We start from the raw sequence: 26475 nt of genomic DNA, 5'->3' as shown, positions 1-26475 counted from the left end.
AGGAGATCACCAAGCCATGGCCCCTCGGCTCAGTGTCATCGTCCCCATCTACGACGTGGAGCGTTATCTCCCCGCCTGTCTGGACTCGCTCGCGGCGCAGACCTTCCGCGACTTCGAGGTCGTGATGGTGGACGACGGTTCACCCGACGGCTCCGCCGCCATCGCCGAGGAGTACGCCTCCCGCGACTCGCGCTTCAAGCTCATACGCAAGGAGAACGGCGGTCTCGGTGCCGCCCGCAACACGGGCATGGCCCACCTGGCGCCCGAGTCCGAGTTCCTGACCTTCGTCGACAGCGACGACCTGATCCCGCCGGACGCCTACCGGCTCATGGTCGGCAGCCTCGACGAGAGCGGCTCGGACTTCGCCACCGGCAACGTCTACCACCTCAGGGGCGAGAAGTCCTGGCAGGTGCCGCTGATGCGGATGCTGGCCGGCGAGGCCCGGCTGGGCACCCACATATCCCGCTACGCCAAGCTCGTCGCCGACCGCATCGCCTGCAACAAGGTGTTCCGCCGCACGTTCTGGGAGAAGCACGGCTTCGCCTTCCCCGAGGGCCGGCTGTACGAGGACACCCCGGTCACCATGCGGGCCCACTACCTGGCCGAGAGCGTCGACGTCATCTCGGAGCCCTGCTACTACTGGCGGCTGCGCGAGGGCGAGTCCGCGCCGTCGATCACCCAGCGGCGCACCGACCCGGCGGGTGTGCGCGACCGCGTCACCTCCGTGATGGAGATCAGCGCCTTCCTCGCCGAGCAGCCCGGCGAGACCTACGCCCGCCTCAAGCGCGAGTACGACACCCGGGTCCTCCGCGACGACCTGCGGCTCTTCCTCAACGTGGTGCCGGACGGCGACGAGGAGTACCGGGCCGAGTTCCTGCGTTCGGCGAACCGCTTCCTCGACAGCATCGACCCGAAGGTCGTCATGGACCTCCCGGCCGAGCTGCGCGTGCAGTGGCTGCTGGTGCGCAAGCACCAGATGGAGGAGCTGATCGCGCTGCTGGCCGGCCAGCGCCGCCGGGAGACGCCCGAGGTCAGCGGCCTGGTCCGCAAGTACGCCTCCTTCCCCTCCCTGGAGGGTGCGGATCTGCACCTGCCCAAGGGGGCGCTGCGGATCGACCAGCACCTGAACATGCGCGCCCCGCTGCAAGAGGTGAGCTGGTCCGGCGGCAAGCTCGTGCTGTCCGGCAACGCCTGGATCGACAAGATCGACCTGCCCACGCGCAAGGCCTCGGTCAAGGTGCTCCAGCTGCGCAAGGACCGCTCGCGGCGCCGCATCCTGCTGCCGGCCCGCAACCTGCCGCGTCCCGAGGTCACCACCGACTCCGGCCAGGACCGCTACAACTACGAGTGGGCCGGCTGGGAGGTCACCATCGACCCCGCCCGGCTCCGCAAGGGCGGCGAGTGGCAGGAGGCCGTGTGGCACGTGGGCCTGGGCATCTTCGCCTCCGGCCTGGTGCGCCGCCACGCGGTCCACTCCAGCGGCGGCGCGTCCTGCAACTTCCCGCCGTACCACTGGCTGAGCCCGGACTTCCGGATGCTGCCGACCGTGGAGCGCGGGGCGCTGAAGCTGCGGATCGAGAAGGTCCGCGCCCTGATCACCGGCCGCACCCTCCAGGGCGACCGGGTCAAGGTCACCGGTGAGATCCGCGAGCCCCTCGCGGCGGACGAGCAGGTGGTCCTGCGGGTCAAGAACCAGAAGGGCGCCGAGACCCTCGACTACCCGGTCACCGTGGAGCGCACCGGCGCCGGGCAGGCCTTCTCGGTCGAGGTGCCGATCGCGGACGTGGCGCTGATCTTCCACGAGGGCGTCGACGAGAAGGCCCAGCCGGAGAAGCGGACCTGGTCCACGGTGCTGGTCGCGACCGACGCCCACGGCAAGGAGCGCCGCTTCGGCACCGTGATGCAGGAGGGCCTGGCCGACGCGGAGTTCGCGCTGCCCACCTCGCTCGGCACCCAGTCGCACCTGGTGGAGCTGGCCGTGGTGGCGGGCCACACCGGGTTCCTGAAGTTCTCCGGGCGCACCCGCCGCGCGGTGATCGACACCGCCACGGTGCGCGACGGGAAGATCGCCCTCACCGGCCACGCCGACCCGCGGCTGTCCGGCTCCCGCTTCCTGCTCAAGCCGCGCAACCGCTACGAGGAGCGCTTCGTCGAGACCCGGTGGCTGGACGGCGGCCGCTTCGAGGTGTCCTTCGACCCCTCCCGCCTCGGCGGCGCGGGCGACGTCCCGCTGCGGGCCGGCCGCTGGAACCTCTTCCTGCGGCCCGACGAGGAGGGCGTGCCCGACGTCGCCTTCGTCACCGACCGGCTGGTCGCCGACTCGTTCCCGGTCCAGGCCGAGCTGAACGGCCGGCGCTACTGGCTGGAGAACCGCTGGGGCGACTTCCCGCAGCTCAACGCCCGTTCCGAGCTGAGCGACCTGGAGCGCGGCCCGTACCGCCAGAAGGAGCTGCGCCGGACGGTGTACGAGCCGCTGTTCCAGCAGCCGCTCAAGGACCAGGTCTTCTACCTGAGCTACAACGGCAAGCAGTTCTCGGACAGCCCGCGCGCGATGTACGAGGAGCTGGTGCGGCGCGGCTCGGACCTGAAGCACCTGTGGGCGGTCCGCGACGGCCAGGTCAACCTGCCGGACGGGATCGAGAAGGTCCGCATGTGGGGCACGGAGTGGTACGAGGCGCTGGCCTCCAGCCGCTACATCGTCACCAACGGCCACCTTCCGGACTGGATCGTGCGCCGCCCGGGCCAGTCGATCGTGCAGACCTGGCACGGCACGATGCTGAAGAAGATCGGGCACGACATCGACACCCTGCACTTCGACCGGCGCTACCAGGAGAAGCTGGCGCTGGAGGCCAAGCAGTGGAGCCTGCTGGTGTCCTCCAACCGCTTCAGCACGCCGATCCTGAAGCGGGCGTTCTCCTACGACGGTGAGATCCAGGAGGCGGGCTACCCCCGCAACGACTACCTGTACACCGCCGACCGGGACGAGATCACAGCACGGGTGAGGAAAGCGCTCGGCCTGCCCGAGGGCAAGAAGGTCGTGCTGTACGCGCCGACCTGGCGCGACGACCAGTCGCACAGCGCCGGGCAGTACCTGTTCGACCTGCGCATCGACCTCGAGGACGCCCAGCGGCGCCTCGGCGACGACCACGTGCTGCTGATCCGCCGCCACTCCAACGTGGTGGACGCGGTGCCGGGCGCGGGCAACGGCTTCGTGTGGGACGCCTCGGAGTACCCGGACATCGTCGACCTGTACATCGCCGCGGACATCATGATCACGGACTACTCGTCGGTGATGTTCGACTACGCGCACCTGAAGCGGCCGATGCTGTTCTTCACGTACGACCTGGAGCACTACCGGGACACGCTGCGCGGGTTCTACTTCGACTTCGAGCAGGACTCCCCCGGTCCGCTGATCGACAACTCCAAGGAGCTGGTCGACGCGATCCGGGACATCGACCAGGTGCGGGAGGAGTACCAGGAGCGGTTCGACCGCTTCCACCACCTGTTCTGCGACCTGGACGACGGCAACGCGTCCGCGCGGGTCGTCGACCGGATGATCGAGCAGGCCCGGGAGGGCTGACCCGCCGTCTGGCAGGCGAAAGGGGCGGGCCCGGAGGATCGATCCTCCGGGCCCGCCCCTTTCGCCTGCGGCCCGCTCAGAGCCGTACGCTCTTCACCGCGAGCTGGCAGGCGGCCGTGAAGTAGGGCCGCAGCTCGGTGCGCCGGCGGGTGGGCGGCAGCGGGGCGGGCGTCTGGCCCAGCGCCCGGCGGGACTTGCGCACCGCGCGGGTCAGCACGGTCGGCCCGGCGGCCACGGCCTCGCTGATCACCGGGCGGGGGAAGGTGAACACGTTGATCGGCTGGAGTACGTCGGTGCCCAGCTTGGCCAGCGGCACCCGGGGCGCGTCGGGCGCGGTGCGCAGCGACAGGTCCCAGATGACTTCCTTCTCCTCGTCAGTCTCGCCGTGCTCACCGTGCTCGCGCACCAGGGTGGCGCAGTCCAGGTCCACGGCCACCCAGCCATCGCCCTCGTCGCGCAGCGGGAAGGTCAGCACCCGCTCCTTGTCCCGGCGGTGCACGGCCTCCACCACGGCGCCCGCGGCGGGCCGCGCGCCCCACAGTGCGGCGCGTACGGCGATGGTCCGCTCGTCGACGCTGACCGGGCCGACCTCGGCGTGCACGTCACGCAGCGCGCTGCGCAGCCGCAGCCCGCCGTCCTCGTGCAGGTGGGGCAGCAGCAGCGCGAGGGACGGCCCCTGCGGGCGCGGCAGCTCCACGGCGAGCAGGTCCCGGGTGTCGCAGCCGTAGCCGTCGGTGGTCAGTCCGACCTCGCGCTCGCCCTCGCGGGTGGCCAGGGCCAGCTCCCAGGTGCCGTGGGGCACCCCGGCGTCCCAGGGCACGACGGCCTCGCCCCCGGCGGAGAACGGGAAGCGGTGCTCCGCGCCGCCGGCGCCGCCCTTGCGCAGTACGAGGTCGGCCTGCCCGGCGCTCGCCGGCAGCGTGCCCACGGCGACGTGGACGGAGCCCTCGCGGTCGACCCGGGCGGTGGCGTGGCGGGGCAGCTCCTTGCGGGCGAAGGCCTCCTCGAGGATGGCCTCGAAGCGTTCGCGGCTGGCCCGCTCGTGGAATTGCTCGGCGTTGCGGATGCCGGCGGCGGCCATCTTCAGGCGCAGTTCGTCGTCCTGGACCAGGCGCCGGATCGCGTCGGCCATCGCGTCCACGTCACCGCGCGGGACGATCAGTCCGTCCTCGCCGTCGGTGAGGATGTTGCGCGGTCCGTGGTCGGCGTCCGTGGCGACGACGGGCAGTCCGGCGGCCATCGCCTCCACGAGGACGTTGCCGAACGCCTCCCGCTTGGAGGGCAGGACGAAGATCGATGCCTTGCCGAACTCCGGGGTGACGGGCGAGGTCTGGCCCATCAGCAGGATGCTGTTGGACAGCCCCAGTTCCTCGATGCGGGCCCGCAGCTTCTTCTTCTCGGCGCCGTGGCCGTAGATGCGCAGGGTCCACTCCGGGGCGACGGCGTGGACCTTGGCGAAGGCCTCGATCAGCAGGGCGTGGTTCTTGTTGTCGGTCAGGTGACCGGCGGAGACCACCACCTTGTTGGTGCCGCTGGAGCGGATCGTGGAGGCGGGCACGCAGTTGGGCATCACCGCGAGGCGGTTGCGCACCGCGGGCACCTGCCGGGCGAGCGCGGCGACCTCCTCCGGGGTGAGCGCCGTGAGGGCGTCCAGGTGCCGGTAGGCCGGGAAGAGCCGCTGCTTGATGTCCGTGGCGTAGATGGCGGGCATCGAGTGTTCCTGGGTGACCTTCAGGAAGTCACCGGGCGCCTGCGCCAGCATGATCGTGTTGCGCGGGCTGGAGCTGACCACGACGTCGGCGTCGGTGGTGTCGAAGTACTCCAGCAGCCGCAGCTCCGCGAGCCGGCTCACCACCGGCGTCTTGGCACCGGCGTTGAGCGGGTAGATCAGCGGGAACTTGTCGGACAGCGGGTTGTCCACGTCGGACACCGGGGAGTGCGGCCGCATGTCGGTGAGCGCCCGCACCTTCACTCGCGGGTCCAGCGGGAAGTACGACTCGTCGCGCACCTTGCGCAGCGCCACGATCTCGACGTCGTGCCGCTCGGCCAGCGCCCCGGCGAGGTTCTGCGTGGCGCTGACCACGCCTCCCATGTGACACAGGTCCCGAACCAGGAATGCGATCTTCACTTTGCGGCTTCTCTCTGCTCCCGGGAGCGGCTGGTCAGGCCGTCCCCCCGCCCCTGACCACGCACGGGTGGTCACATCCTTCTCACAAAGTACACATGGTTCCCGGGCGGCAGATCACGGCCCCGACACACCTGTGTAACCCTGTGAACAGCAAGATGCCGCCCGCGGGACTCCGGTTCCACGGGCGGCCGTGCGCGGTGCTGCCGAAAGGGCGTCAGAACGGCTCGAAGCCGTCGAACTCCTGCTGGGCCTCGTCCCGTTCGGCGTCGCGGTCGCGGCGTCGCTGGGCGGCCGGGCGGGGCGCCTCGAAGCGGTGGTCCTCGCCGCGGCGGCCGAGCATCTCGGCGCCCGCCGTGACCGAGGGCTCCCAGTCGAAGACGACCGCGTTGTCCTCGGGGCCGATGGCGACGCCGTCGCCGTTGCGGGCGCCCGCCTTCATCAGCTTCTCCTCGACACCGAGGCGGTTGAGCCGGTCGGCGAGGTAGCCGACGGCCTCGTCGTTGTTGAAGTCGGTCTGGCGCACCCAGCGTTCGGGCTTCTCGCCGCGCACCCGGAACAGGCCGTCCTCCTCGCGGGTGACGGTGAAGCCCGCGTCGTCCACGGCCTTGGGCCGGATGACGATCCGCGTGGCCTCCTCCTTGGGCCGGGCGGCACGCGCTCCGGCGACCAGCTCGGCCAGCGCGAAGGACAGCTCCCTGAGGCCCATGTGGGCCACGGCCGACACCTCGAAGACCCGGTAGCCGCGCGCCTCGAGGTCCGGCCGGACCATCTCGGCGAGGTCCTTGCCGTCGGGCACGTCGATCTTGTTGAGGACGACGATCCGGGGCCGGTGGTCCAGGCCGCCGTACTCGCGCAGTTCGGCCTCGATGACGTCCAGGTCGGAGAGCGGGTCGCGCTCGGACTCCAGCGTCGCCGTGTCCAGGACGTGCACCAGCACGCTGCACCGCTCCACGTGCCGCAGGAACTCCAGGCCCAGGCCCCGGCCCTGGCTGGCGCCGGGGATGAGACCGGGGACGTCCGCGACGGTGTACACCGTCTCGCCGGCCGTCACCACGCCCAGGTTGGGCACGAGCGTCGTGAAGGGGTAGTCGGCGATCTTCGGCTTGGCCGCGCTCAGCACGGAGATCAGCGAGGACTTGCCGGCGCTCGGGTAGCCGACCAGCGCCACGTCGGCGACGGTCTTCAGCTCCAGCTGGACGTCCTGGAGGTCGCCGGGCTCGCCGAGCAGCGCGAACCCGGGGGCCTTGCGCCGCGCGGAGGCCAGCGCCGCGTTGCCGAGGCCGCCCCGGCCGCCCTGCGCGGCGACGTAGGAGGTGCCGTGGCCGACGAGGTCGGCGAGCACGTTGCCCGCCTTGTCGAGGACGACGGTGCCGTCGGGCACGGGCAGGACCAGGTCCTGGCCGTCCTTGCCGGAGCGGTTGCCGCCCTCGCCGGGCTTGCCGTTGGTGGCCTTGCGGTGCGGGGAGTGGTGGTAGTCGAGGAGCGTGGTCACCGACTGGTCGACGGTGAGGATCACGTCGCCGCCCCGGCCGCCGTTGCCGCCGTCCGGGCCGCCCAGCGGCTTGAACTTCTCACGGTGGACGGAGGCACAGCCGTGGCCCCCGTTACCCGCGGCGACGTGCAGTTCGACGCGGTCCACGAAGGTGGTCATGGGATGTGCCTCCAGTTACTGCCTACTGCGGGGATGTCTCTTGGGTAACACGCGAAAGGCGGACCCGCTTCCCCTCGGGGAAGTGAGGCCCGCCTCGCGAAAGTGTCCGGTCAGGCGACCGGAACGATGTTCACGACCTTGCGGCCACGGTGGGTGCCGAACTGCACCGCACCGGCCTGGAGCGCGAACAGCGTGTCGTCGCCGCCACGGCCGACGCCGGAGCCCGGGTGGAAGTGGGTGCCGCGCTGGCGGACCAGGATCTCACCCGCGTTGACGGCCTGACCGCCGAAGCGCTTCACGCCGAGCCGCTGGGCATTCGAGTCGCGACCGTTCCGGGTGGACGATGCGCCCTTCTTGTGTGCCATGTCTCCTCAGTCCCTTACTTCGCAGCCGCGGGGATCTCAGTGACCTTGATCGCCGTGTACTGCTGGCGGTGGCCCTGACGACGGCGGTAGCCGGTCTTGTTCTTGTAGCGCAGAATGTCGATCTTCTGGCCCTTGTGGTGGTCCACGACCTCGGCCTGGACCTTGATGCCGGCCAGCACCCACGGGTCGCTGGTCACAGCGTCGCCGTCGACGACGAGCAGGGTCGAGAGCTCGACCGTGTCGCCGACCTGGGCGGTGGAAATCTTGTCAACCTCAACGATGTCGCCGACAGCAACCTTGTGCTGGCGACCACCGCTGCGCACGATGGCGTACACGCGGATCTCACTCTCTCGCTCGGAACGGCACCCCCGCAGTCCAGCCACCCGGTGACACACGGGCAGCCTCTCCCGGCCGGAGCCCACGAGGGCCCGCACCCGGAGGGAATGAGGTTTACGGGGATGTGACGCGTCAGTCGACACGCCGACGGTCAAGATTACGGGGCCGCACGACAGGGGTCAAACCGGGCCCCGGGCCCTTGACGGCGCCCATCCGCTGCCGCGCACGTCAACCGGAGACCGTCGCGACGTACTCCGCGTACGCCTCCCCCGCCCCCGCGGGCGTCAGGTCGAGGTGCTCCAGGATCGTGTACCGGCCGGGCCGGGTCTGCGGCGCGAACCCCACGGCCCGCACGAACTCCTCGTCGCCGAAGCCGATCTCCCTAGCCACTACGGGCAGCCCGTGCCGGCGCAGCGTGTCCGCCATCAGCAGGGCGCCCTCCCGGTCGCCGCGCAGGTACGTCGCGAAGGCCGCGCCGATGCCCACCTGCTCGCCGTGGCTGGCCGCGCGCCGGGGATACAGCAGGTCGAGGGCGTGGCTGATCTCGTGGCAGGCGCCGGAGGAGGGGCGGGTGTGCCCGGCGATGGTCATGGCGATCCCGGACAGCACCAGGCCCTCGGTCAGCACGGTCAGGAAACTGTCGTCGCCGCAGCCGCCCGGGTGGCGCAGCACGGCCTCGCCGGCCTGCCGGGCCAGCGCTGCGGCGAGGCCGTCGACCTTCTCGCCGTTCACCCGGTGGGCGAGCTCCCAGTCGGCGACCGCGGAGACGTTGGAGACGGCGTCGCCGATCCCGGAGCGCACGAACCGGATCGGCGCCTCCCGGATCACCGCCAGGTCGACGACGAGCGCGATGGGCGTCGGCACGCCGTAGGAGCCGCGGCCCGCGTCGTTGTCGAGGATGGAGACCGGCGAGCAGATGCCGTCGTGGGACAGGTTGGTGGCCACCGCGACCATGGGCAGGCCCACGCGGGCCGCGGCGAACTTGGCGCAGTCGATGACCTTGCCGCCGCCCAGACCGACGACCGCGTCGTAGCGCCCCGACTTCATGCCGTCGGCCAGCCGCACCGCGTCGTCGATCGTGCCGCCGCCGACCTCGAACCAGTCGGCTCCGGGCAGGGACGGCTCGAGCCGCCTGCGCAGCCGGGCCCCCGAGCCGTCGCTGATCGCCACGGCCAGCTTCCCGGACTGCGAGATCCGCTGGTCCGCGAGGACGCTCGCCAGGTCGTCCAGGGCGCCCGGCCGGACGTCCACGACGAGCGGCGAGGGGATGAGCCTCGTCAGTACCGGCACGTGGTCTCCTCTCACCTCGCCGGGGCCTCCGGCTGTCACTGATGATGCGCCCGGGGGCGGCCGGGGAAACGTGCGGCCCCGGCCGAACGGAATCCGTTCGGCCGGGGCCACACGTTTTGCGACAGGTGCCGGACCGGGCTGGTGCCGGATCAGCCCTCGTCGGTGGCGGCCGTGACCGACGACGGTGCCTGCTGGGCGGCCGCCGCGGTCTTCTTCGACGCCGTCTTCTTGGCCGTGGCCTTCTTGGCGGTCGTCGTCTTGGCCGCCTTCTTGGCCGTGGCCTTCTTCGCGGTCGTCGTCTTCTTGGCCGCGGTCTTCTTGGTGGCGGCCTTCTTCGCCGTCGCCTTCTTGGCCGTCTTGCGGGCCGCCGCCTTCTTGGCCGGGGCGGCCTCCTCGGCGGCCTCCTCGGCCGTCGGCTGTGCCTCCGGCGCCTCCTCCGCCGGGGCCGACGGGACGACCACGACGGCCGCCTCCTCGGACGCGGTGGACGTGGTGGGCTTGCGCACCGCGCGGCGCCGCGGACGGGCCGGGGCGGCGCTCTCGGCCGGCTCGGCGGCGGCCGGGGCCGCCTCCGGTGCCTGCTCGGGCTCCGGCGCGGACGGCTCGGACACCGTGGTGGTCTCCGGGACCGTCAGCACGGCGGCCTCGGCCCCCTCGGGCGAACCGGCCGGTGCGGACACCTTCCGGGTGGCCCGACGGCGGGTACGGCCCTTGGGCGCGGCCTCCTCCGACGCGGGCGCCGGAGCCTCGGCCGGAGCGGCCGGGGCCGGAGCCGGGGCGCCGGAGACCGCGTCCTCGACGGCGGCGGGCTCGGCCAGCACCTCGGCGGCGGGCTCGCGCCGCACGGGACGCTCGACCTCGTCCCGCACCGTGACGTCCTGCGCCGTCGGCACCTCGGCGGGTGCGGCCGCTGCCTTGGCGGCCTCCCCCTTCGCCGCCTTGGGGGCACCCGCGGGCGCGGACGCCCGACGGCTGGCGCGACGCCGGCCGCGACCGCGCGTGGCGGCGGCCTCGGCCTCGGCGGCGCTGCTGTACAGCTCCTCGTCGGCGCTGAAGTCGGGAGCCGGGAGGGCGACCGGCTCGGCCACCTCGGCGGCCACCTCGGTCTCGGACTCGGCGTCCGCCTCCTGCTCGGCCGTCGGGCCGGTCTCGACCCCGGCGACGGCCTCGTGCTCGTGCGGCTGCTCGGCACCGGCCCGCGCCCGCTTGCGGCGCTTGCCACCGCCGCCGCCCGCGGCGGACGTCGGCTGGTCGAGGTGGACGATGACACCGCGGCCGTTGCAGTGGACGCAGGTCTCCGAGAACGACTCCAGCAGCCCCTGGCCGACCCTCTTGCGGGTCATCTGCACCAGGCCCAGCGAGGTCACCTCGGCGACCTGGTGCTTGGTCCGGTCCCGGCCCAGGCACTCCAGCAGGCGCCGCAGCACCAGGTCCCGGTTGGACTCGAGCACCATGTCGATGAAGTCGATGACGATGATGCCGCCGAGGTCGCGCAGCCTGAGCTGGCGCACGATCTCCTCGGCCGCCTCCAGGTTGTTCCTGGTGACCGTCTCCTCGAGGTTGCCGCCCTGACCGGTGAACTTGCCGGTGTTGACGTCGATGACGACCATCGCCTCGGTCCGGTCGATCACCAGCGAACCGCCGCTGGGCAGCCAGACCTTGCGGTCCAGCGCCTTGGCGAGCTGTTCGTCGATCCGGTACGTGGCGAAGACGTCGACCTCGCTGGTCCACCTGGACAGCCGCTCGGCGAGGTCCGGCGCCACGTGGGACACGTAGCCGTGGATGGTCTGCCAGGCGTCGTCGCCGCTGACGACGACCTTGGAGAAGTCCTCGTTGAAGATGTCGCGCACGACGCGGACGGTCATGTCCGGCTCGCCGTACAGCAGCGTGGGCGCGCTGGAGCTGCCGCCCTTGGCCTTCTTCTGGATGTCCTCCCACTGCGCCTGGAGCCGCTCGACGTCGCGGCGCAGCTCGTCCTCGCTGGCGCCCTCGGCGGCGGTGCGCACGATGACGCCCGCGTCCTCGGGGACGATCTTCTTGAGGATGGTCTTGAGGCGGGAGCGCTCGGTGTCGGGCAGCTTGCGGCTGATGCCGGTCATCGAGCCCTCGGGCACGTAGACCAGGTAGCGGCCGGGCAGCGAGACCTGGCTGGTCAGGCGGGCGCCCTTGTGGCCGATCGGGTCCTTGGTGACCTGCACGAGGACCGACTGGCCGGACTTGAGAGCGGACTCGATGCGGCGCGGCCCGTTGGCCATGCCCAGCGCCTCGAAGTTGACCTCACCGGCGTACAGGACGGCGTTGCGGCCCTTGCCGATGTCGATGAAGGCGGCCTCCATCGACGGCAGCACGTTCTGCACCTTGCCGAGGTAGACGTTGCCGACGTACGAGGTGGCCTGCTCCTTGTTGACGTAGTGCTCGACGAGCACCCCGTCCTCCAGGACGCCGATCTGGGTGCGCTCGCCGTACTGGCGGACGACCATGACCCGCTCGACGGCCTCGCGGCGGGCCAGGAACTCGGCCTCGGTGATGATCGGCACCCGGCGGCGGCCCTGCTCGCGGCCCTCGCGGCGGCGCTGCTTCTTGGCCTCCAGCCGGGTCGAGCCCTTGATGGACTGCACCTCGTCGGACGGCTCGGGCTTCGGGCGGGGCTCGCGGACCTTGACGACGGTGCGCTCGGGGTCGTCGGAGGAGGAATCGGCCTCGCCCGAGCCGTCCCCGGCCCGGCGGCGACGGCGACGGCGGCGACGGCTGCTGCTGGAACCGCTCTCGCCGGACGCCTCCTCGCTCTCCTCGGCGTCCTCCTCCGCCTGCTCGGCGGTGTCCTCGGCGTCCTGCTCGGCGGCCGTGTGCTCGCTCTCGCCGTCCGTCAGGTCGCCGTCGGCGGCGTCACCGCGGCGACGGCGGCGGCCGCCCCGGCGACGGCGGCGGCGCGACCCGGACTCCTCGTAGCCCTCGGCGTCGTCGTGGTCGTCGCCCGACTCGTCGGACTCGGGCTCGGTGTCGGCCTCGGCGTCGGTGTCCTCGGCGTCCGCCTGGGGCTCGTCCTGGGTGACGGCGGCGGTGGCCCGCTCCTCGGCGGCCTCCTCGGCGGCGGCACCCCGGCGCTTGCGGCGGCGGCGCGACCCGGCGGGCTGCTCCTCCGGAGCCTCCGCGCTCTCCTCGACCGGCTTCGCGGGCTCGGCACCGGCGGCCTCTGCGGCGGCCTCGGCCGCGGCCCGCTCGGGGGTCTGGAACTGGGGCTCGGCGAACACGGGCGCCTGGAACACGGCGACCGCGGGACGCTTCGGGCGCTTGGGCGCGTCCGCCTCGTCGGACGCGGCGGCGGTCTGCGCCGGGGCGGCGAAACCGGTGGCGGCCTTGCGGGTGGACCGGCGGCGCGCACGGCGCGGCGCGGCGTCCTCACCGGACGGGGCCGCCTCGGCGGGCTCCTCGGCCTCGGCGGGCGCGGCGGCCTCTGCGGTCTTCGTCGTCTTCGCGGGCTCGGGGGCCGCGGCGGCCTCGGGCGCGCTCGTTTCGGCGGCGGCCTCGGCGGGCGACTCGGCCGGGGCGGTCACGCGGCGCGTGGCACGACGGCGGGTCCGGCCCTTGGGCGCGGCGCTCTCGCCCTCGGCCTCGGTTTCCGTCTCCTGCGTCCCGGCGGCGGGCGCGGGCGCCTCGGCGGCCTCCGGGGCCACCGCTGCGGCGGGCTCGGTGGCGGCCGGCTCGCTGGCCGAGGTCACGCTGCGCGTGGCACGGCGGCGGGTACGCCCCTTGGGCGCGGCGCTCTCGGCGCTGGCCTCGGCGGGCTCCTCGGCCTGCGCCGGTGCCTCGGCGGCGGGGGCCGCGGGGACGACGGTCTCGGCCGCCTCCACCGCCGCGGGCGTCCCGGCGGGCGCGGAGGCCCGGCGTACCGCGCGGCGCCGCGGCCGGGCGGGGGCCGCGGGCTCCGTGGCCGGCTCGGGGGCCTCGGCCACCTCGGCGGGGGCCGCCTCGGCCGGGGCCACGGTCTCCGCCGGCGCCTCGGAGGCACCGGACGGCGGGCCCGCCGGGCGGGACGCGGCCCTGCGCCGACGGCGCGGCGGCAGGGTGTCGCTGGGGGTGTTCGATGCGGAGTCGGTCGAAGCGGTCGACGACTCGGTGGGTTCGGTCGGTTCGAGCATGCGGGGGTTTCTCCCGTCAGGCTCCCGGGCGCCGCGCCTGGTCCGGCATCGACATGTCGACCGCCGGTGACGTCCGCGGCTCGCGCGGTGCGCGGTCGCCGCCGTCCGGGGCGCGGGCGCCGCTCGGAAGCTCATCCGTGTCTTGTCTCGCCGGTTCCGTACCCCTTGTCGGGCACGGCCTGGCGAAAGTCTTGTGGTCGGTGCGCTGCCCGACCCAGGTGGCTCCCGAGTTCGAGGGCGGCGCTACGACGTCCGTCCCTACGCGGAACCTTCCTTACGCCGGCGCCTTCGCGGCGGCGGAAGCGGCGGCCGGTTGCGGCTCGGGCGCTTCTGCCTCGCGGTCGGGCGCGAGCGGGTCGGTCACCGCACCGGTCTCTTCATCGAACAGCCCCTGCGCCAGCCTGGTCACCGCTGCGGGGACCGGCGGCGCCAGGTCGGCCACGGCGCGAAGACCGGACAGGACGTCGTCGGGTCGTACGGCAGGCGTCACGTGCCGAACAACCAGCCGCAGTATCGCACAGGGCCGGTCGGTCGGCCTATCAGCCGGTGAACCGTGCGTGGTGACGCTCTCCAGGTGCGCGACGGCGGAGCGGGTGTCGAAGGTACGGACACCGTTCTTCGTACGGCGCTGGACCTCCACCGCCGGGGCCGCGTTGAACGCCGCGACGGCGGCCTCGGCCTCGGCGGACTCCACACCGGCCAGCCGCAGCTCCCACACGGAGGCCGTCAGCCGGTCGGCGAGCCCGGAGGTCCGGGCCTCGACCGCGTCGACGACGTCGAGCCCGGCGGGCAGCGACGCGTCGAGGAGCAGTCGCAGCCGCTCCGGATCGCGCGCTTCGGTGAGCGCGATCTCCAGGTACTCCGCCTCACTGCCCGTGCCGGTGGGTGCGGCATTGGCGTACGACACCTTCGGGTGCGGGGTGAACCCCGCCGAGTACGCCATCGGCACCTCGGCGCGGCGCAGCGCACGCTCGAAGGCGCGCTGGAAGTCACGGTGGCTGGTGAACCGGAGGCGGCCGCGCTTGGTGTAACGCAGTCGGATGCGCTGCACCGCGGGAACGGGCGGCGGGCCTACGGGCTGTCGCTTGCCCAGTGTCGTTCAGTCCTTCGTGAGAGCGGTCGTACTGCTACCAAGAGTACGTGCCTCGGCGGCGGATGGTTCCCGACGGTCCACCGGATGCCGCTCGGCGGGCTCCCCGAACAGCATGCGGCGCACGTCGGCGCGGGCCTGCCGTACGGAGTGCCGCGCCGAGGCCAGCGCCTGCCGGGCCGCCCGCCGCGCACCGCGCCCCGCCTCGGCCAGCGGCCGCAGGACGGTGTCCCGCACGGCGTGCCCCACCGGGGTCAGCACACTCCGGTACACCCAGCGCGCCGGTTCGGCCACGGTCCACCGCAGGACGGTGGCGAAGAACCGCCCGACGGCGCGCGAGAGGTGCCCGGCGACCCGCCAGGCGTGTCCGAGGGCGTCCGCCACCTCCCGTCCGACGACGGCGAGGAACCGGCCGACCGGAGCGAGTACCCACCGCCACACGGCGAGGGCCGGCAGCACCAGCAGCACCCGGAGAGTCCAGTACAGGACGAACCCCACACCGGTGACGACCAGTCCCACTCCCCGCGCCACCTGCCGGCCGCACCAGGCGAGCGCGTGCCCGACCGGGGTCAGCACCCACCGGTACAGCCACACCGCCGGTACGACGGCCAGATACCGCCCGAGCCAGGCGAGACCGGCGTACAGCCCGCGCCCGATCACCGCGAGCACCGCGCCCACCCGGGTGAAGCACCAGGCGAGCGCGTGCCCGACCGGCGTCAGCACCCACCGGTACAGCCACACCGCGGGCACCACGAGCAGCACGTGCCCGAGCCACCCCACGCCCTTGGCGAGCGGCACGACGACGTACCGCCACAGCCCGACCAGCGGCCACACGAAGACGGCCCGCCCGAGCCACGCCAGCGCCCGCCCGACGGGACGCAGCACCGTGTCCCGCAGGAACCGCCCCGCGACGACCAGCGCGTCCCACACCATGCGCACCGGCACGACCAGCACCAGCACCACGACCCGCACCGGAATCCGGACCGCCACGGCCAGACACCCCTCGGCGTCCGACCGCCGCACCGGCTCTTCCCTCGGCCCCGCGTCGGGCACCTTCTCCACGTCCACCATGCCCCCAAGGACGCCGCGGGACCTGGTGCGGATCCCGTTCGGCGTTCTCACTCAGGTCCCGGTGACCGGCACAAGGGTCAGGTACGCGATGCCGAGGACGTCGCGGTAGCCGTTGACCCAGGACGACCGCTGGCCGTCGACCCGCTCCCGGGTCTCGGCGGCCAGGGGGTGGTCCGGGTGGGCGGCGAGCCAGAGCTCCGTGTCGTGGCGGTAGCCGGACTCGAACTCCTCCCACTCCTCACCGCTCGCCGACTCGATCCAGGCCGGGCGGAAGCCCGACTCGACGACGAGGTCGACCAGCGGTCCGAGCTCGAGGTGATCGCCGGCGTGCGCTCCGGGCCACATCGCCGCGAGTTCCGCCTCCGACGGCGCGCGCTCCCAGAACCCCTCGCCGAGCACGACACGGCCGCCCGGGCGGACCAGACGGCGCAGCTCGCGCAGCACGACACCGGGGTCGTACGGCTGACCCGGGTCGCACAGGGCCTGGCCGGATCCCAGGCAGAGCACCGCGTCCACGGGTCCGCGCGACGTGCCGAGGGCCGACTCCTCCACGAACTCGACCCGGTCGGCGAGTCCGCGCTCCTTCGCGAGGTCCCGGCCCCTGGCCAGGTCTTCGGCGTTGATGTCCAGACCCACGCCGGTCGCCCCGGGGACGGACTCCAGAACACGGAGCAGCAGTTCACCCCAGCCGCAGCCTATGTCGAGGACGGTTGCGGGCGAGGCGGCGGCGAGCCGCGCGACCATGCGCCCGGCGCGGTCTTCGGAAAGCGGCCCGTGGAAGGTCAGACTGCCGAGACGCGGAGGAAGATCAGAAGATGTCATGCGACGGACGTTAGTTCGTCCCGGGTGGCATGCCGAGCGATTAAGTCGCGGCCCGCAAGGAGAGGAACAGCCGACGTCGCTCGCGGTCGATGCCCGTGACACGACCGCGAGCTCCTGGCCCACCTCATTGCCCGATCAGCCGGCCGGTGCGGTGTTCTTGACCGTCAGCGGCAGCAGCTTCTTGCCGGTTGGGCCGACCTGGATCTCGGTGTCCATCGCCGGGCACACCCCGCAGTCGAAGCACGGGGTCCAGCGGCAGTCGTCGACCTCGGTCTCGTCGAGGGCGTCCTGCCAGTCCTCCCAGAGCCACTCCTTGTCGAGGCCGGAGTCGAGGTGGTCCCAGGGGAGGACCTCCTCGTAGCCGCGCTCGCGGGTGGTGTACCAGTCGACGTCGACGCCGGTGGGCTCCAGGGCCTTGTCGGCGCAGGCCATCCAGCGGTCGTAGGAGAAGTGCTCGCGCCAGCCGTCGAAGCGGCCGCCGTCGTCGTAGACGGCGCGGATGACGGCGCCCAGGCGGCGGTCGCCGCGGGAGAGGAGGCCCTCGACGATGCCGGGCTTGCCGTCGTGGTAGCGGAAGCCGATGGAGCGGCCGTACTTCTTGTCGCCGCGGATCTTGTCGCGGAGCTTCTGGAGGCGGGCGTCCGTCTCCTCCGCCGACAGTTGCGGGGCCCACTGGAACGGGGTGTGGGGCTTGGGGACGAAGCCGCCGATGGAGACCGTGCAGCGGATGTCACCGGAGCCGGAGACCTCGCGGCCCTTGGCGATGACGCGGGTGGCCATGTCGGCGATCTGGAGGACGTCGTCGTCGGTCTCGGTGGGCAGGCCGCACATGAAGTACAGCTTCACCTGGCGCCAGCCGTTGCCGTAGGCGGTGGCGACGGTCCTGATGAGGTCGTCCTCGGAGACCATCTTGTTGATGACCTTGCGGATGCGCTCGGAGCCGCCCTCGGGGGCGAAGGTGAGGCCGGAGCGGCGGCCGTTGCGGGTCAGCTCGTTGGCCAGGTCGATGTTGAAGGCGTCGACGCGGGTGGAGGGGAGGGACAGGCCGATCTTGTCCTCCTCGTACCGGTCGGCGAGGCCCTTGGCGACGTCGGCGATCTCCGTGTGGTCGGCGGAGGAGAGGGAGAGCAGGCCGACCTCCTCGAAGCCGGTCGCCTTGAGGCCCTTGTCGACCATCTCGCCGATGCCGGTGATGGAGCGCTCGCGCACCGGGCGGGTGATCATGCCGGCCTGGCAGAAGCGGCAGCCGCGGGTGCAGCCGCGGAAGATCTCCACCGACATGCGCTCGTGGACGGTCTCGGCGAGCGGGACGAGGGGCTGCTTGGGGTAGGGCCACTCGTCGAGGTCCATGACGGTGTGCTTGCTGACGCGCCACGGGACGCCGGAGCGGTTGGGCACGACGCGGGCGATACGGCCGTCGGGGAGGTACTCGACGTCGTAGAAGGCGGGGACGTAGACGCCGCCGGTCTTGGAGAGGCGGAGCAGGAGTTCCTCGCGGCCTCCCGGGCGGCCCTCGGCCTTCCAGGCGCGGATGATCGCGGTGACCTCCAGGACGGCCTGCTCGCCGTCGCCGATGACCGCGCAGTCGATGAAGTCCGCGATCGGCTCGGGGTTGAAGGCAGCGTGGCCGCCGGCCAGGACGATCGGGTCGTCGATGCCGCGGTCCGCCGCCTCCAGGGGGATGCCCGCCAGATCGAGGGCGGTGAGCATGTTGGTGTAGCCCAGCTCCGTGGAGAAGGAGAGGCCGAACACGTCGAAGGCGCCGACCGGGCGGTGGCTGTCGACGGTGAACTGCGGGACGGAGTGCTCCCGCATCAGCTCCTCGAGGTCCGGCCAGACGCTGTAGGTGCGCTCGGCGAGGACGCCCTGCTGCTCGTTGAGTACCTCGTAGAGGATCATGACGCCCTGGTTGGGCAGGCCGACCTCGTAGGCGTCGGGGTACATCAGGGCCCAGCGGACGTCGCAGGATTCCCAGTCCTTGACCGTGGAGTTCAGCTCTCCGCCGACGTATTGGATCGGCTTCTGCACATGCGGGAGCAGCGCTTCGAGCTGCGGAAACACGGACTCGGCGGCCGGGGAGGCTTCGGCAGGCATCTCACGGGACCTTCGTGTGCTGACAAGGGGGACCATCCAGCCTAACCCGGCCGGACCGGTCCCCCTTACCGCGCGGCCCCGGGGCCCGTACCGCTCACGCCCCGGACGCCCGACCGCTCACTCCTCGGTCGTCCGACCGCTCACGCCCCGGGCGTCGGACCGCTCACGCCCCGGGCGCCGGACTACGCCGACATCGGTCTCTGCACGGTGATCGACTGGAGCAGCCCGACCGCTATCCACACGGCGAACATGGAGGAGCCGCCGTAGGAGACGAAGGGCAGGGGCAGACCGGTTACCGGCATGATGCCGAGGGTCATGCCGACGTTCTCGAAGGTCTGGAACGCGAACCAGGCGACGATCCCGGCGGCCACGACCGTGCCGTACAGGTCGGGCGTGCTGCGGGCGATGCGGCAGGCGCGCCAGAGGACGACGCCGAGCAGGGCGATGATGAGGCCCGCGCCGAGGAAGCCCAGTTCCTCGCCGGCGACGGTGAAGACGAAGTCGGTCTGCTGCTCGGGGACGAACCGGCCGGTGGTCTGGGAGCCCTCGAAGAGTCCTGAGCCGGTGAGTCCGCCGGAGCCGATGGCGATGCGGGCCTGGTTGGTGTTGTAGCCGACGCCCGCGGGGTCGAGGGCGGGGTTGGCGAAGGCGGCGAAGCGGGCGATCTGGTAGTCGTCCAGGATGCCGAGCTGCCAGACGGCGAGCGCGCCCGCGGTGCCGGCGCCGAGCAGGCCGAAGATCCAGCGGTTGCTGGCGCCGGAGGCGAGCAGGATGCCGAGCACGATGATGACCATGACCATGACCGACCCGAGGTCGGGCATGAGCATCACGATGAGCATCGGCACGGTGGCCAGGCCCAGGGCCTGGAGCACGGTGCGGTGGTCGGGGTGCGGCCGGTCCCCCGCGTCGACGCGTGCGGCCAGCAGCATCGCCATGCCCAGGATGATCGTGATCTTCACGAACTCCGAGGGTTGCAGCGAGAAGCCGCCGGGGAGCTTGATCCAGGAGTGGGCGCCGTTGATGGTCGAGCCGAGCGGGGTGAGCACCAGCAGGATCAGGAAGACGGAGGCGCCGTAGAGGACGGGCACGGCGGTGCGCAGGGCGCGGTGGCCGAGCCAGACGGTGGCGACCATCAGGGCGAGCCCGATGCCGGTGTTCAGCAGGTGCCGGGTGAGGAAGTAGTACTGGTCGCCCTGGTTGAGTTCGGTGCGGTTGCGGGTCGCCGAGTAGACGAGCAGCGAGCCCATGAGGGAGAGCGCCACGGCGGCCAGCAGTATCGGCCAGTCGAGGCGCCGTGCCATGGAGTCCCGGGCGAAGAGGCGGGTCCAGCCGGCTTTGTCGGGGCCGTAGCCGGAGACCTGGAAGCTGTTGCCGGTCATGCGCGTGCCCTCCGGCTTCGTCCCCTGCCGCCCGGCCGCGCGCCGCGCCCGGAGCCGCGGGCGCCGCCTCGGCGCCGGTGGCGCCGGGTGTCGCGGTTCTCCCCGTTCTGGTTGGGGGTGGTCGCGGGCTGGTCGCCCTCCTCGACGGGGGCGTACTCCTCGTCCGGGGAGGCCTTCTCGTCGGGCTGGAGCTCCTTGACGATGTCCTTCGGCATCTTCGGCGAGAGGATGGTGCCGTCCGTCTTGATCTTCGGGAGGCTCGCCTGCGGCTTGGGCAGCAGGGCCTTCTTCGGGTCGATGTCGCCGTCGTCGGAGACGCCGTACAGCGCGTCGTAGATGTTGCGGACGGCGGGTCCCGAGGCGCCGGAGCCGGTGCCGCCCTGGGAGATCGTCATGACGATCGAGTAGTCCTTGGTGTACGTGGCGAACCAGGACGTGGTCTGCTTGCCGTAGACCTCGGCGGTACCGGTCTTGGCGTGCATCGGGATCTTGTCCTGCGGCCAGCCGACCTGGGCGAACCGCCAGGCCGCGGTGCCCCGGGTGGCGACGCCGGCGAGGGCGTCGTCCATCTTGGCCAGCGTGGTCTTGCTTATGGGCAGCTTGCCGTGCGCGGTGGGCTCGATCTCGCGGACGCTCTTGCCGTCGGGGCTGACGACGGCCTTGCCGATGCTCGGGTCGTAGAGGGTGCCGCCGTTGGAGATGGCCGCGTAGATGGTGGCCATCTGGATGGGGGTGACGAGGGTGTCGCCCTGGCCGATGGAGTAGTTGATGGAGTCACCGGCGCGCATCTTGTTGCCCTCGAGGCAGTTCTCGTACGCGATCTTCTCGACGTAGGAGCCGTCCTTCTTGCCGGACTTGCACCAGGCGTCCTTGTTGGCCTCCCAGTAGTCCTGCTTCCACTGGCGGTCGGGGACGCGGCCGGTGACCTCGTTGGGGAGGTCGATGCCGGTCTTGGCGCCGAGGCCGAACTGGTGGGCGGCCTTGTAGAAGTAGTCGTTGGCGTTCTTGGGGTTCATCCCGCCGTCCTTCTTCCACTCCTGGTGGGACAGGCGGTAGAAGACGGTGTCGCAGGAGAGTTCCAGGGCGCGGCCGATGCTGATCATGCCTTCGTTGGCCGACTCGAAGTTCTTGAAGACCTGGCCGCCGACGTTGTAGGCGCTGGAGCAGTCGTAGTTGCCGTCGAAGTCGTAGCCGGCCTCGACCGCGGCGGCCGAGGAGACGACCTTGAAGATGGAGCCGGGGGCGGCCTGGCCCTGGGTGGCGCGGTTGAGCAGCGGGTAGTTGGAGTCCTTGCCGGTGAGCTGCTTGTAGTCCTTGGCGGAGATGCCGCCGACCCAGGCGTTGGGGTCGTAGTCGGGGTTGGAGGCCATGGCGACGACGCGGCCGGTCTTGGCCTCCATCACCACGACCGCTCCGGCGTCGGCCTCGTAGGTCCGGTTGGTGTTGCGGTCCATCTCCTTGCGGGCGGCCTTCATCGCCTCGTTCAGCTCGTACTCGGCGACCCGCTGGACGCGGGCGTCGATGCTGGTGACGAGGTTGGAGCCGGGGGTGCCGGCGTCGGACTCGGCCTCGCCGATGACGCGGCCGAGGTTGTCGACCTCGTAGCGGGTGACGCCGGCCTTGCCGCGCAGTGCCTTGTCGTACTGGCGCTCCAGGCCGGAGCGGCCGACCTGGTCGGAGCGCAGGTAGGGCGAGTCGGTGTCCTGGGCCTTCTGCAGTTCCTCGTCGGTGACCGGCGAGAGGTAGCCGAGGACCTGGGCGGTGTTGGACTTGCCGGGGGCGGCGTAGCGGCGTACGGCCATGGGTTCGGCGGTGATGCCGGGGAAGTCCTCGGCGCGTTCGCGGATTTGCAGGGCCTGCTTGACGGTGGCCTCGTCGGTGACCGGGATCGGCTGGTAGGGCGAGCCGTTCCAGCAGGGCTGGGGGGTCTTGGCGTCGCAGAGCCGGACCTTGTCGATGACGTCCTGGGGCTGCATGCCGAGGACGCCGGCGAGCTTGGTGAGGACGGCCTTGCCGTCGTCCTTCATCTTGAGCAGGTCGGTGCGGGAGGCGGAGACGACGAGCCGGGTCTCGTTGTCGGCGAGGGCGACGCCGCGGGCGTCCAGGATCGAGCCGCGGGTGGCGGGCTGGACGACCTGCTGGACGTGGTTGCCGGAGGCCTCCTCGGCGTATTCGTCGCCCTGGCGGATCTGGAGGTACCAGAGGCGGCCGCCGAGGGTGGCGAGGAGGGAGAGGACGAGGATCTGGATGACGACGAGCCGGGTCTGGACGCGGGTGCTGCGGCCGGTCTCCGGAATGTTAGTCATGGGCGCGGCCCGTCCGGTCGAGGGTGGTGGTGGGCGACGGGTGGGAGTCGGTCACTGCTGCCGCCTCCTCCTGACGAAGCGGGTACTGGTGTGCTGGCGTGCCGTCACAGCCGCTTGACCCCCTTGATGCGTCCGGCGCGGGCCACGCGGGCGCGGGCCGTCTTCACCCGCAGTGCGTTGCGCTGTCTGCCGATGCGCAGACCGGTGCCTCCGGAGAGCCAGCCGGAGGAGATGTCGGGGCTCTGGGCGGCGGAGTTGGTGTCGGCCAACGGGTCGTGCTCGGCGCGCCGGGCGAGCGCCATGATGCCGGGGACGACGAAGGGCGCGAGCAGCAGGTCGTACAGGGCGGCCGTGAACAGCAGGCTGGGCAGGCCGACGTGGCGGGCGGCGGTGTCGCCGACGAGGGCGCCGACGCCCGCGTAGAGCAGGGTGGTGCCGACGGCGGCGGCGCCCACGACGACCAGCGGGCCGGTGGCCGAGCGGAGCCGTCCGTTGTCCGGTTTGGCCAGGCCGGCGAGGTAGCCGATGACGCACAGGACGAGGGCGTAGCGGCCGGCGGCGTGGTCGGCGGGCGGGGCGAGGTCGGCGAGGAGTCCGGCGCCGAAGCCGACGAGGGCGCCGCCGACGTGGCCGTAGACCAGGGCGAGGCCGAGGACGGTGAGCAGCAGCAGGTCGGGGACGGCGCCGGGCAGGTGGAGGCGGGCGAGGACGCTGACCTGGATCACCAGGGCGACGACGACGAGGGCGACGGACAGCAGGATCCGGTTGACGCGCATGGGGTGAAGGCTCCTACGGCTCGGTCTGCTCGTTCTGCTGCTCTGTCTGGTCGTTCTGGCCGGTGGCGTCGCCCTGGCCGGTCGCCTCGTCCTGCCCGGCCCCGTCGTTCTGGGCCTGGCCCTCGGGGTCGGCCCCGGGCGTGACGGTGACCGTGACGGTCGGCGTGGGCTTGGGCTGCTTCTTCTCCGGGAGCACCGTGTCGCGCGGGTCCTTCGCCGGGGCCTGGACGACGACGCCGACGATGTCGAGCTTGGTGAAGCTGACGAACGGCGTGACGTCGAGGATGCGGGTGAGGTCGCCGCCGTTGGGGTCGACGCGGGTGATGGTGCCGACGGGCACGCCGGGCACGAACGGCTTGTCGGCCTGGGAGCCGAAGGTGACCAGGCGGTCGCCCTTCTTGACGTCGGCCTTGCCGTTGAGGAGTTCGACGCGCAGGGGGCGGCTGCCCTGGCCGGAGGCGAAGCCGAGTTCGTCGCCGGACTCCATCCGGGTGCCGACGGTGAAGTCCGGGTCGTTGGCGAGCAGCACGGTGGCGGTGTTCGGGCCGACGGTGGTGACGCGTCCGACGAGGCCGTCGCCGTTGAGGACGGTCATGTCGCGCTTGACGCCGTCGTTGGTGCCGGCGTCAATGGTGATGGTCCAGGAGAAGCCCTGGGCCGCTCCTATGGCGATGACCTGGGCGCCCTTGATGCCGTACTGCCCGGCCCCGGCGAGCCCGAGCATCTTGTCGAACTGCTTCAGCCGGCTGCGGCCGCGCTCGTCGCTGCCGAGCTTCGCCTTCAGGGCCGCGTTCTCCGTCTCCAGCCGCGAGAGCCGGTCGTGCCGGTCGCCGGAGTCCCGGATCGCGGAGACCGCGTTGCCGACCGGGTCGACCGCGGAGGAGACCCCGTTCTCGATCGGGCCGAAGACGTTGGCGGCGGCCTGCCGGGCACCGTCGACCGGGGAGTCCTCCCCACCGCGGATGTCCACCGTGATCAGCGCGAACGCGATGGCGATCAGCAGCACCAGGAGCAGCCGGCTCTCTTTCGTGTCCCTCACGTGCGGCGGCCGTGCCTTCCTCGTCGAAATTCGGGAATCTCGGAATGTACGTGGCGGTGTTCAGGAATTCAGCAGATTCGGTACGTCGGGCGCTTCACGCGCATCCGGTACCGCAACCCTCTATATCAACGATCCGCCGCACGAGAGGAGATCGTCTCGTACGGCGGAACCGAAGTGTTACGTCATCTGCGGGGCGAGGCGTCCAGCACCTGCTGGAGTGCCTCGAACTCCTCGACGCACTTGCCGCTGCCGAGCGCCACGCTGTCCAGCGGGTCCTCGGCGATGTGGATCGGCATCCCGGTCTCCCGGCGCAGCCGTTCGTCGAGCCCGCGCAGCAGCGCGCCGCCGCCGGTCAGGACGATGCCCCGGTCCATGATGTCGCCGGACAGCTCCGGCGGACACTTGTCGAGGGTCGTCTTGACGGCGTCGACGATGGCGTTGACCGGCTCCTCGATCGCCTTGCGCACTTCGCCGGCGGAGATGACGACGGTCTTGGGCAGCCCGGACACGAGGTCCCGGCCGCGGATTTCGGTGTGCTCGTCAGCGTCGAGGTCGTACGCCGAACCGATCGTGATCTTGATCTGTTCGGCCGTGCGCTCACCCAGCAGAAGGCTGTACTCCTTCTTCACGTGCTGGATGATCGCGTTGTCCAGCTCGTCACCCGCGACGCGGATGGACTGGGCCGTGACGATGCCGCCGAGCGAGATGACCGCGACCTCCGTGGTGCCGCCGCCGATGTCCACCACCATGTTGCCCGTGGCCTCGTGGACCGGCAGGCCGGAGCCGATGGCCGCGGCCATGGGCTCCTCGATGATGTGCACCTGCCGGGCGCCGGCCTGGGACGACGCCTCGATGACGGCGCGGCGCTCGACGCCGGTGATGCCCGAGGGCACACAGACGACGACCCGCGGACGAGCCAGATAACGCCGCTTGTGGATCTTCAGGATGAAGTAGCGGAGCATCCGCTCGGTGATCTCGAAGTCGGCGATGACGCCGTCCTTCAGCGGGCGCACGGCAACGATGTTGCCGGGCGTGCGCCCGATCATCTTCTTCGCTTCGGCGCCGACCGCGAGGATGCCACCGGTGTTGGTGTTGATCGCGACGACGGACGGCTCGTTGAGTACGATCCCGCGACCCCTGACGTACACCAGCGTGTTGGCGGTCCCGAGGTCGACAGCCATGTCACGGCCGATGAACGACATTGAGTTCCCCATCAGGATTCGACTGGCCTTCCCAGGAGCTTTTGAGGGCTTTTCAGGTAGGCGAAGTGGGTGCAGTGACGCGTGGAGGCTTCTATCGTAGACGCGCTTTCGCGAACACTGCGCGAGGGTCTTCGCCATTGTCAGCAGATGGCGCACCGCCTCGCTTGTGGAGACGGGCCAACGGTGGGATCCGTTCCCCCGATCAGGCGCGCATATGCCACAGGGCGGTCGCTTTTGCGCGACCGCCCCGGCTCCGCCCGGTCCATTCGGCTAACGTGACGTCAGAAAAAAGACGCTCCCGGCGTGTCCCGAAGCCGGATCAGACCCGGCCGGGGAAGAAGATCTTCAGCTCGCGCTCGGCGGACTCCTCGGAGTCGGAGGCGTGGATCAGGTTCTCGCGGACGATCACGCCGTAGTCCCCGCGGATGGAGCCCGGCGCGGCGGCGATCGGGTCGGTGGGGCCGGCCAGCGCGCGCACGCCCTCGATGACCCGCTCGCCCTCGACGACCATCGCCACGACCGGCCCGGACGCCATGAACTCGACCAGCGGCTCGTAGAAGGGCTTGCCCTTGTGCTCGCCGTAGTGCTGCTCCAGCGTGTCGGTGTCCAGGGTGCGCAGTTCCAGCGCGGTGATCTGCCAGCCGGCCTTGCGCTCGATACGGCTGATGATCTCGCCGGTCAGGCCACGACGGACGGCGTCGGGCTTGAGGAGGACGAGGCTGCGCTGGGTCACGAGGGCTCCCTTGGAGGTGTGCGGTCATGCGGGTGATGAATGAGGTTACCGGGCGTGTCGTGGCGCCCGTCACGCAGCGTCAGGCACACCGGGGCCGTCGGTCCGGTCGCGCCCGTCAGGCGGGGTCGGGCGCGGCGGCCTCGGCCTGGGCGGCGAACCTCGCCTTCGCCTCGTCGATCTTCCGCCCGTAGTGCACGGAGGCCCACCACAGGGCGGCGAAGATCGCGCCGAGGAAGAACATAGTCGGCACGACGAAGCCGGAGGCGATCAGCGCGACCTGGAGCGCCCAGCCGAGGGCGACCCCGCCGGGCCGGGTGATGACCCCGCACAGCAGCACGCTGAGGACCATCGCGATGCCGCTGACCGTCCACACCGTCCCCACCGCCAGGTCCGGGTCCTTCATGGCGACCAGTCCGGCGAAGCCGATCACGAAGAACTCGCCGATCAGCGTCGAAGCACAAAGCGTACGCACGG

General features: G+C 71.7%; 18 protein-coding genes. 1 reads left to right on the top strand and 17 read right to left on the bottom strand.

The genetic code is table 11. The annotated features are described in order from the left end of the window. Positions 1-16: 16 nt before the first annotated feature. Positions 17-3580 carry a bifunctional glycosyltransferase/CDP-glycerol:glycerophosphate glycerophosphotransferase gene (locus tag B9W62_RS25745; RefSeq protein WP_087809372.1) on the top strand — a complete coding sequence of 1188 codons (3564 nt, stop codon included), beginning with the start codon at positions 17-19 and terminating at the stop codon, positions 3578-3580. 76 nt (positions 3581-3656) lie between these two features. On the opposite strand, the gene B9W62_RS25740 is transcribed toward B9W62_RS25745, so the two are convergent. From B9W62_RS25740 to B9W62_RS25660, 17 genes are all read right to left on the bottom strand, one after another. Then, positions 3657-5708 carry a glycosyltransferase family 4 protein gene (locus B9W62_RS25740; protein WP_256976579.1) on the bottom strand — a complete coding sequence of 684 codons (2052 nt, stop codon included), beginning with the start codon at positions 5706-5708 and terminating at the stop codon, positions 3657-3659. Positions 5709-5922: 214 nt separating this feature from the next. Then, a complete protein-coding gene (obgE, locus tag B9W62_RS25735) occupies positions 5923-7359 on the bottom strand; it encodes a GTPase ObgE (protein ID WP_087809369.1) in 1437 nt (478 codons plus the stop codon). 110 nt (positions 7360-7469) lie between these two features. Further along, the gene (gene rpmA / locus B9W62_RS25730) at positions 7470-7724 is read right to left on the bottom strand and encodes a 50S ribosomal protein L27 (RefSeq protein WP_015033582.1); all 255 of its coding nucleotides are present in this window, start codon (positions 7722-7724) and stop codon (positions 7470-7472) included. A 14-nt stretch (positions 7725-7738) separates the two neighbouring features. Further along, entirely contained in the window at positions 7739-8059 is a 321-nt protein-coding gene (rplU, locus tag B9W62_RS25725) for a 50S ribosomal protein L21 (protein WP_007449531.1), read from the bottom strand. A 229-nt stretch (positions 8060-8288) separates the two neighbouring features. Beyond that, positions 8289-9350, bottom strand: a complete 1062-nt coding sequence (locus B9W62_RS25720; RefSeq protein ID WP_179235665.1) for an iron-containing alcohol dehydrogenase family protein — start codon at positions 9348-9350, stop codon at positions 8289-8291. A gap of 149 nt (positions 9351-9499) precedes the next feature. Continuing rightward, positions 9500-13489: an Rne/Rng family ribonuclease gene (locus B9W62_RS25715; protein WP_087809368.1), complete on the bottom strand. Its 3990-nt coding sequence runs from the start codon at positions 13487-13489 to the stop codon at positions 9500-9502. 274 nt (positions 13490-13763) lie between these two features. Further along, positions 13764-14540: a TIGR03936 family radical SAM-associated protein gene (locus tag B9W62_RS25710; protein ID WP_087809367.1), complete on the bottom strand. Its 777-nt coding sequence runs from the start codon at positions 14538-14540 to the stop codon at positions 13764-13766. A gap of 48 nt (positions 14541-14588) precedes the next feature. After that, positions 14589-15650, bottom strand: coding sequence for a hypothetical protein (locus B9W62_RS25705; RefSeq protein WP_087809365.1), 1062 nt, complete (start codon positions 15648-15650; stop codon positions 14589-14591). A gap of 51 nt (positions 15651-15701) precedes the next feature. Then, positions 15702-16472 (bottom strand): SAM-dependent methyltransferase, encoded by a 771-nt coding sequence (locus tag B9W62_RS25700; protein ID WP_087809364.1) that lies wholly within the window; start codon positions 16470-16472, stop codon positions 15702-15704. Positions 16473-16607: 135 nt separating this feature from the next. After that, positions 16608-18566, bottom strand: a complete 1959-nt coding sequence (locus B9W62_RS25695; protein WP_179235664.1) for a TIGR03960 family B12-binding radical SAM protein — start codon at positions 18564-18566, stop codon at positions 16608-16610. Positions 18567-18748: 182 nt separating this feature from the next. Beyond that, positions 18749-19945 (bottom strand): rod shape-determining protein RodA, encoded by a 1197-nt coding sequence (rodA, locus tag B9W62_RS25690; protein WP_087809361.1) that lies wholly within the window; start codon positions 19943-19945, stop codon positions 18749-18751. Beyond that, complete coding sequence (mrdA, locus tag B9W62_RS25685; RefSeq protein WP_087809360.1) at positions 19942-22251, bottom strand: penicillin-binding protein 2; 2310 nt, start codon at positions 22249-22251, stop codon at positions 19942-19944. The genes rodA and mrdA overlap by 4 nt, the downstream gene beginning before the upstream one ends. A gap of 104 nt (positions 22252-22355) precedes the next feature. Next, on the bottom strand, positions 22356-23027 hold the full coding sequence (gene mreD, locus B9W62_RS25680; protein WP_087809359.1) for a rod shape-determining protein MreD: 672 nt from the start codon (positions 23025-23027) through the stop codon (positions 22356-22358). Between the two features lie 13 nt (positions 23028-23040). Next, positions 23041-24066: a rod shape-determining protein MreC gene (mreC, locus tag B9W62_RS25675; protein WP_087809357.1), complete on the bottom strand. Its 1026-nt coding sequence runs from the start codon at positions 24064-24066 to the stop codon at positions 23041-23043. Between the two features lie 182 nt (positions 24067-24248). Continuing rightward, positions 24249-25268 carry a rod shape-determining protein gene (locus B9W62_RS25670; RefSeq protein WP_087809356.1) on the bottom strand — a complete coding sequence of 340 codons (1020 nt, stop codon included), beginning with the start codon at positions 25266-25268 and terminating at the stop codon, positions 24249-24251. Positions 25269-25587: 319 nt separating this feature from the next. After that, the gene (gene ndk / locus B9W62_RS25665; RefSeq protein WP_059302344.1) at positions 25588-26001 is read right to left on the bottom strand and encodes a nucleoside-diphosphate kinase; all 414 of its coding nucleotides are present in this window, start codon (positions 25999-26001) and stop codon (positions 25588-25590) included. A gap of 115 nt (positions 26002-26116) precedes the next feature. Then, positions 26117-26473: a DUF4233 domain-containing protein gene (locus tag B9W62_RS25660; RefSeq protein ID WP_087809354.1), complete on the bottom strand. Its 357-nt coding sequence runs from the start codon at positions 26471-26473 to the stop codon at positions 26117-26119. Between the last annotated feature and the right edge of the window lie 2 nt (positions 26474-26475).

The sequence above is a fragment of the Streptomyces sp. CS113 genome, assembly GCF_002188365.1.
Lineage (GTDB): Bacteria > Actinomycetota > Actinomycetes > Streptomycetales > Streptomycetaceae > Streptomyces > Streptomyces tendae.
Note: the sequence above shows the minus strand (reverse complement) of the source record. Positions and strands in the feature narration are given on the sequence as shown.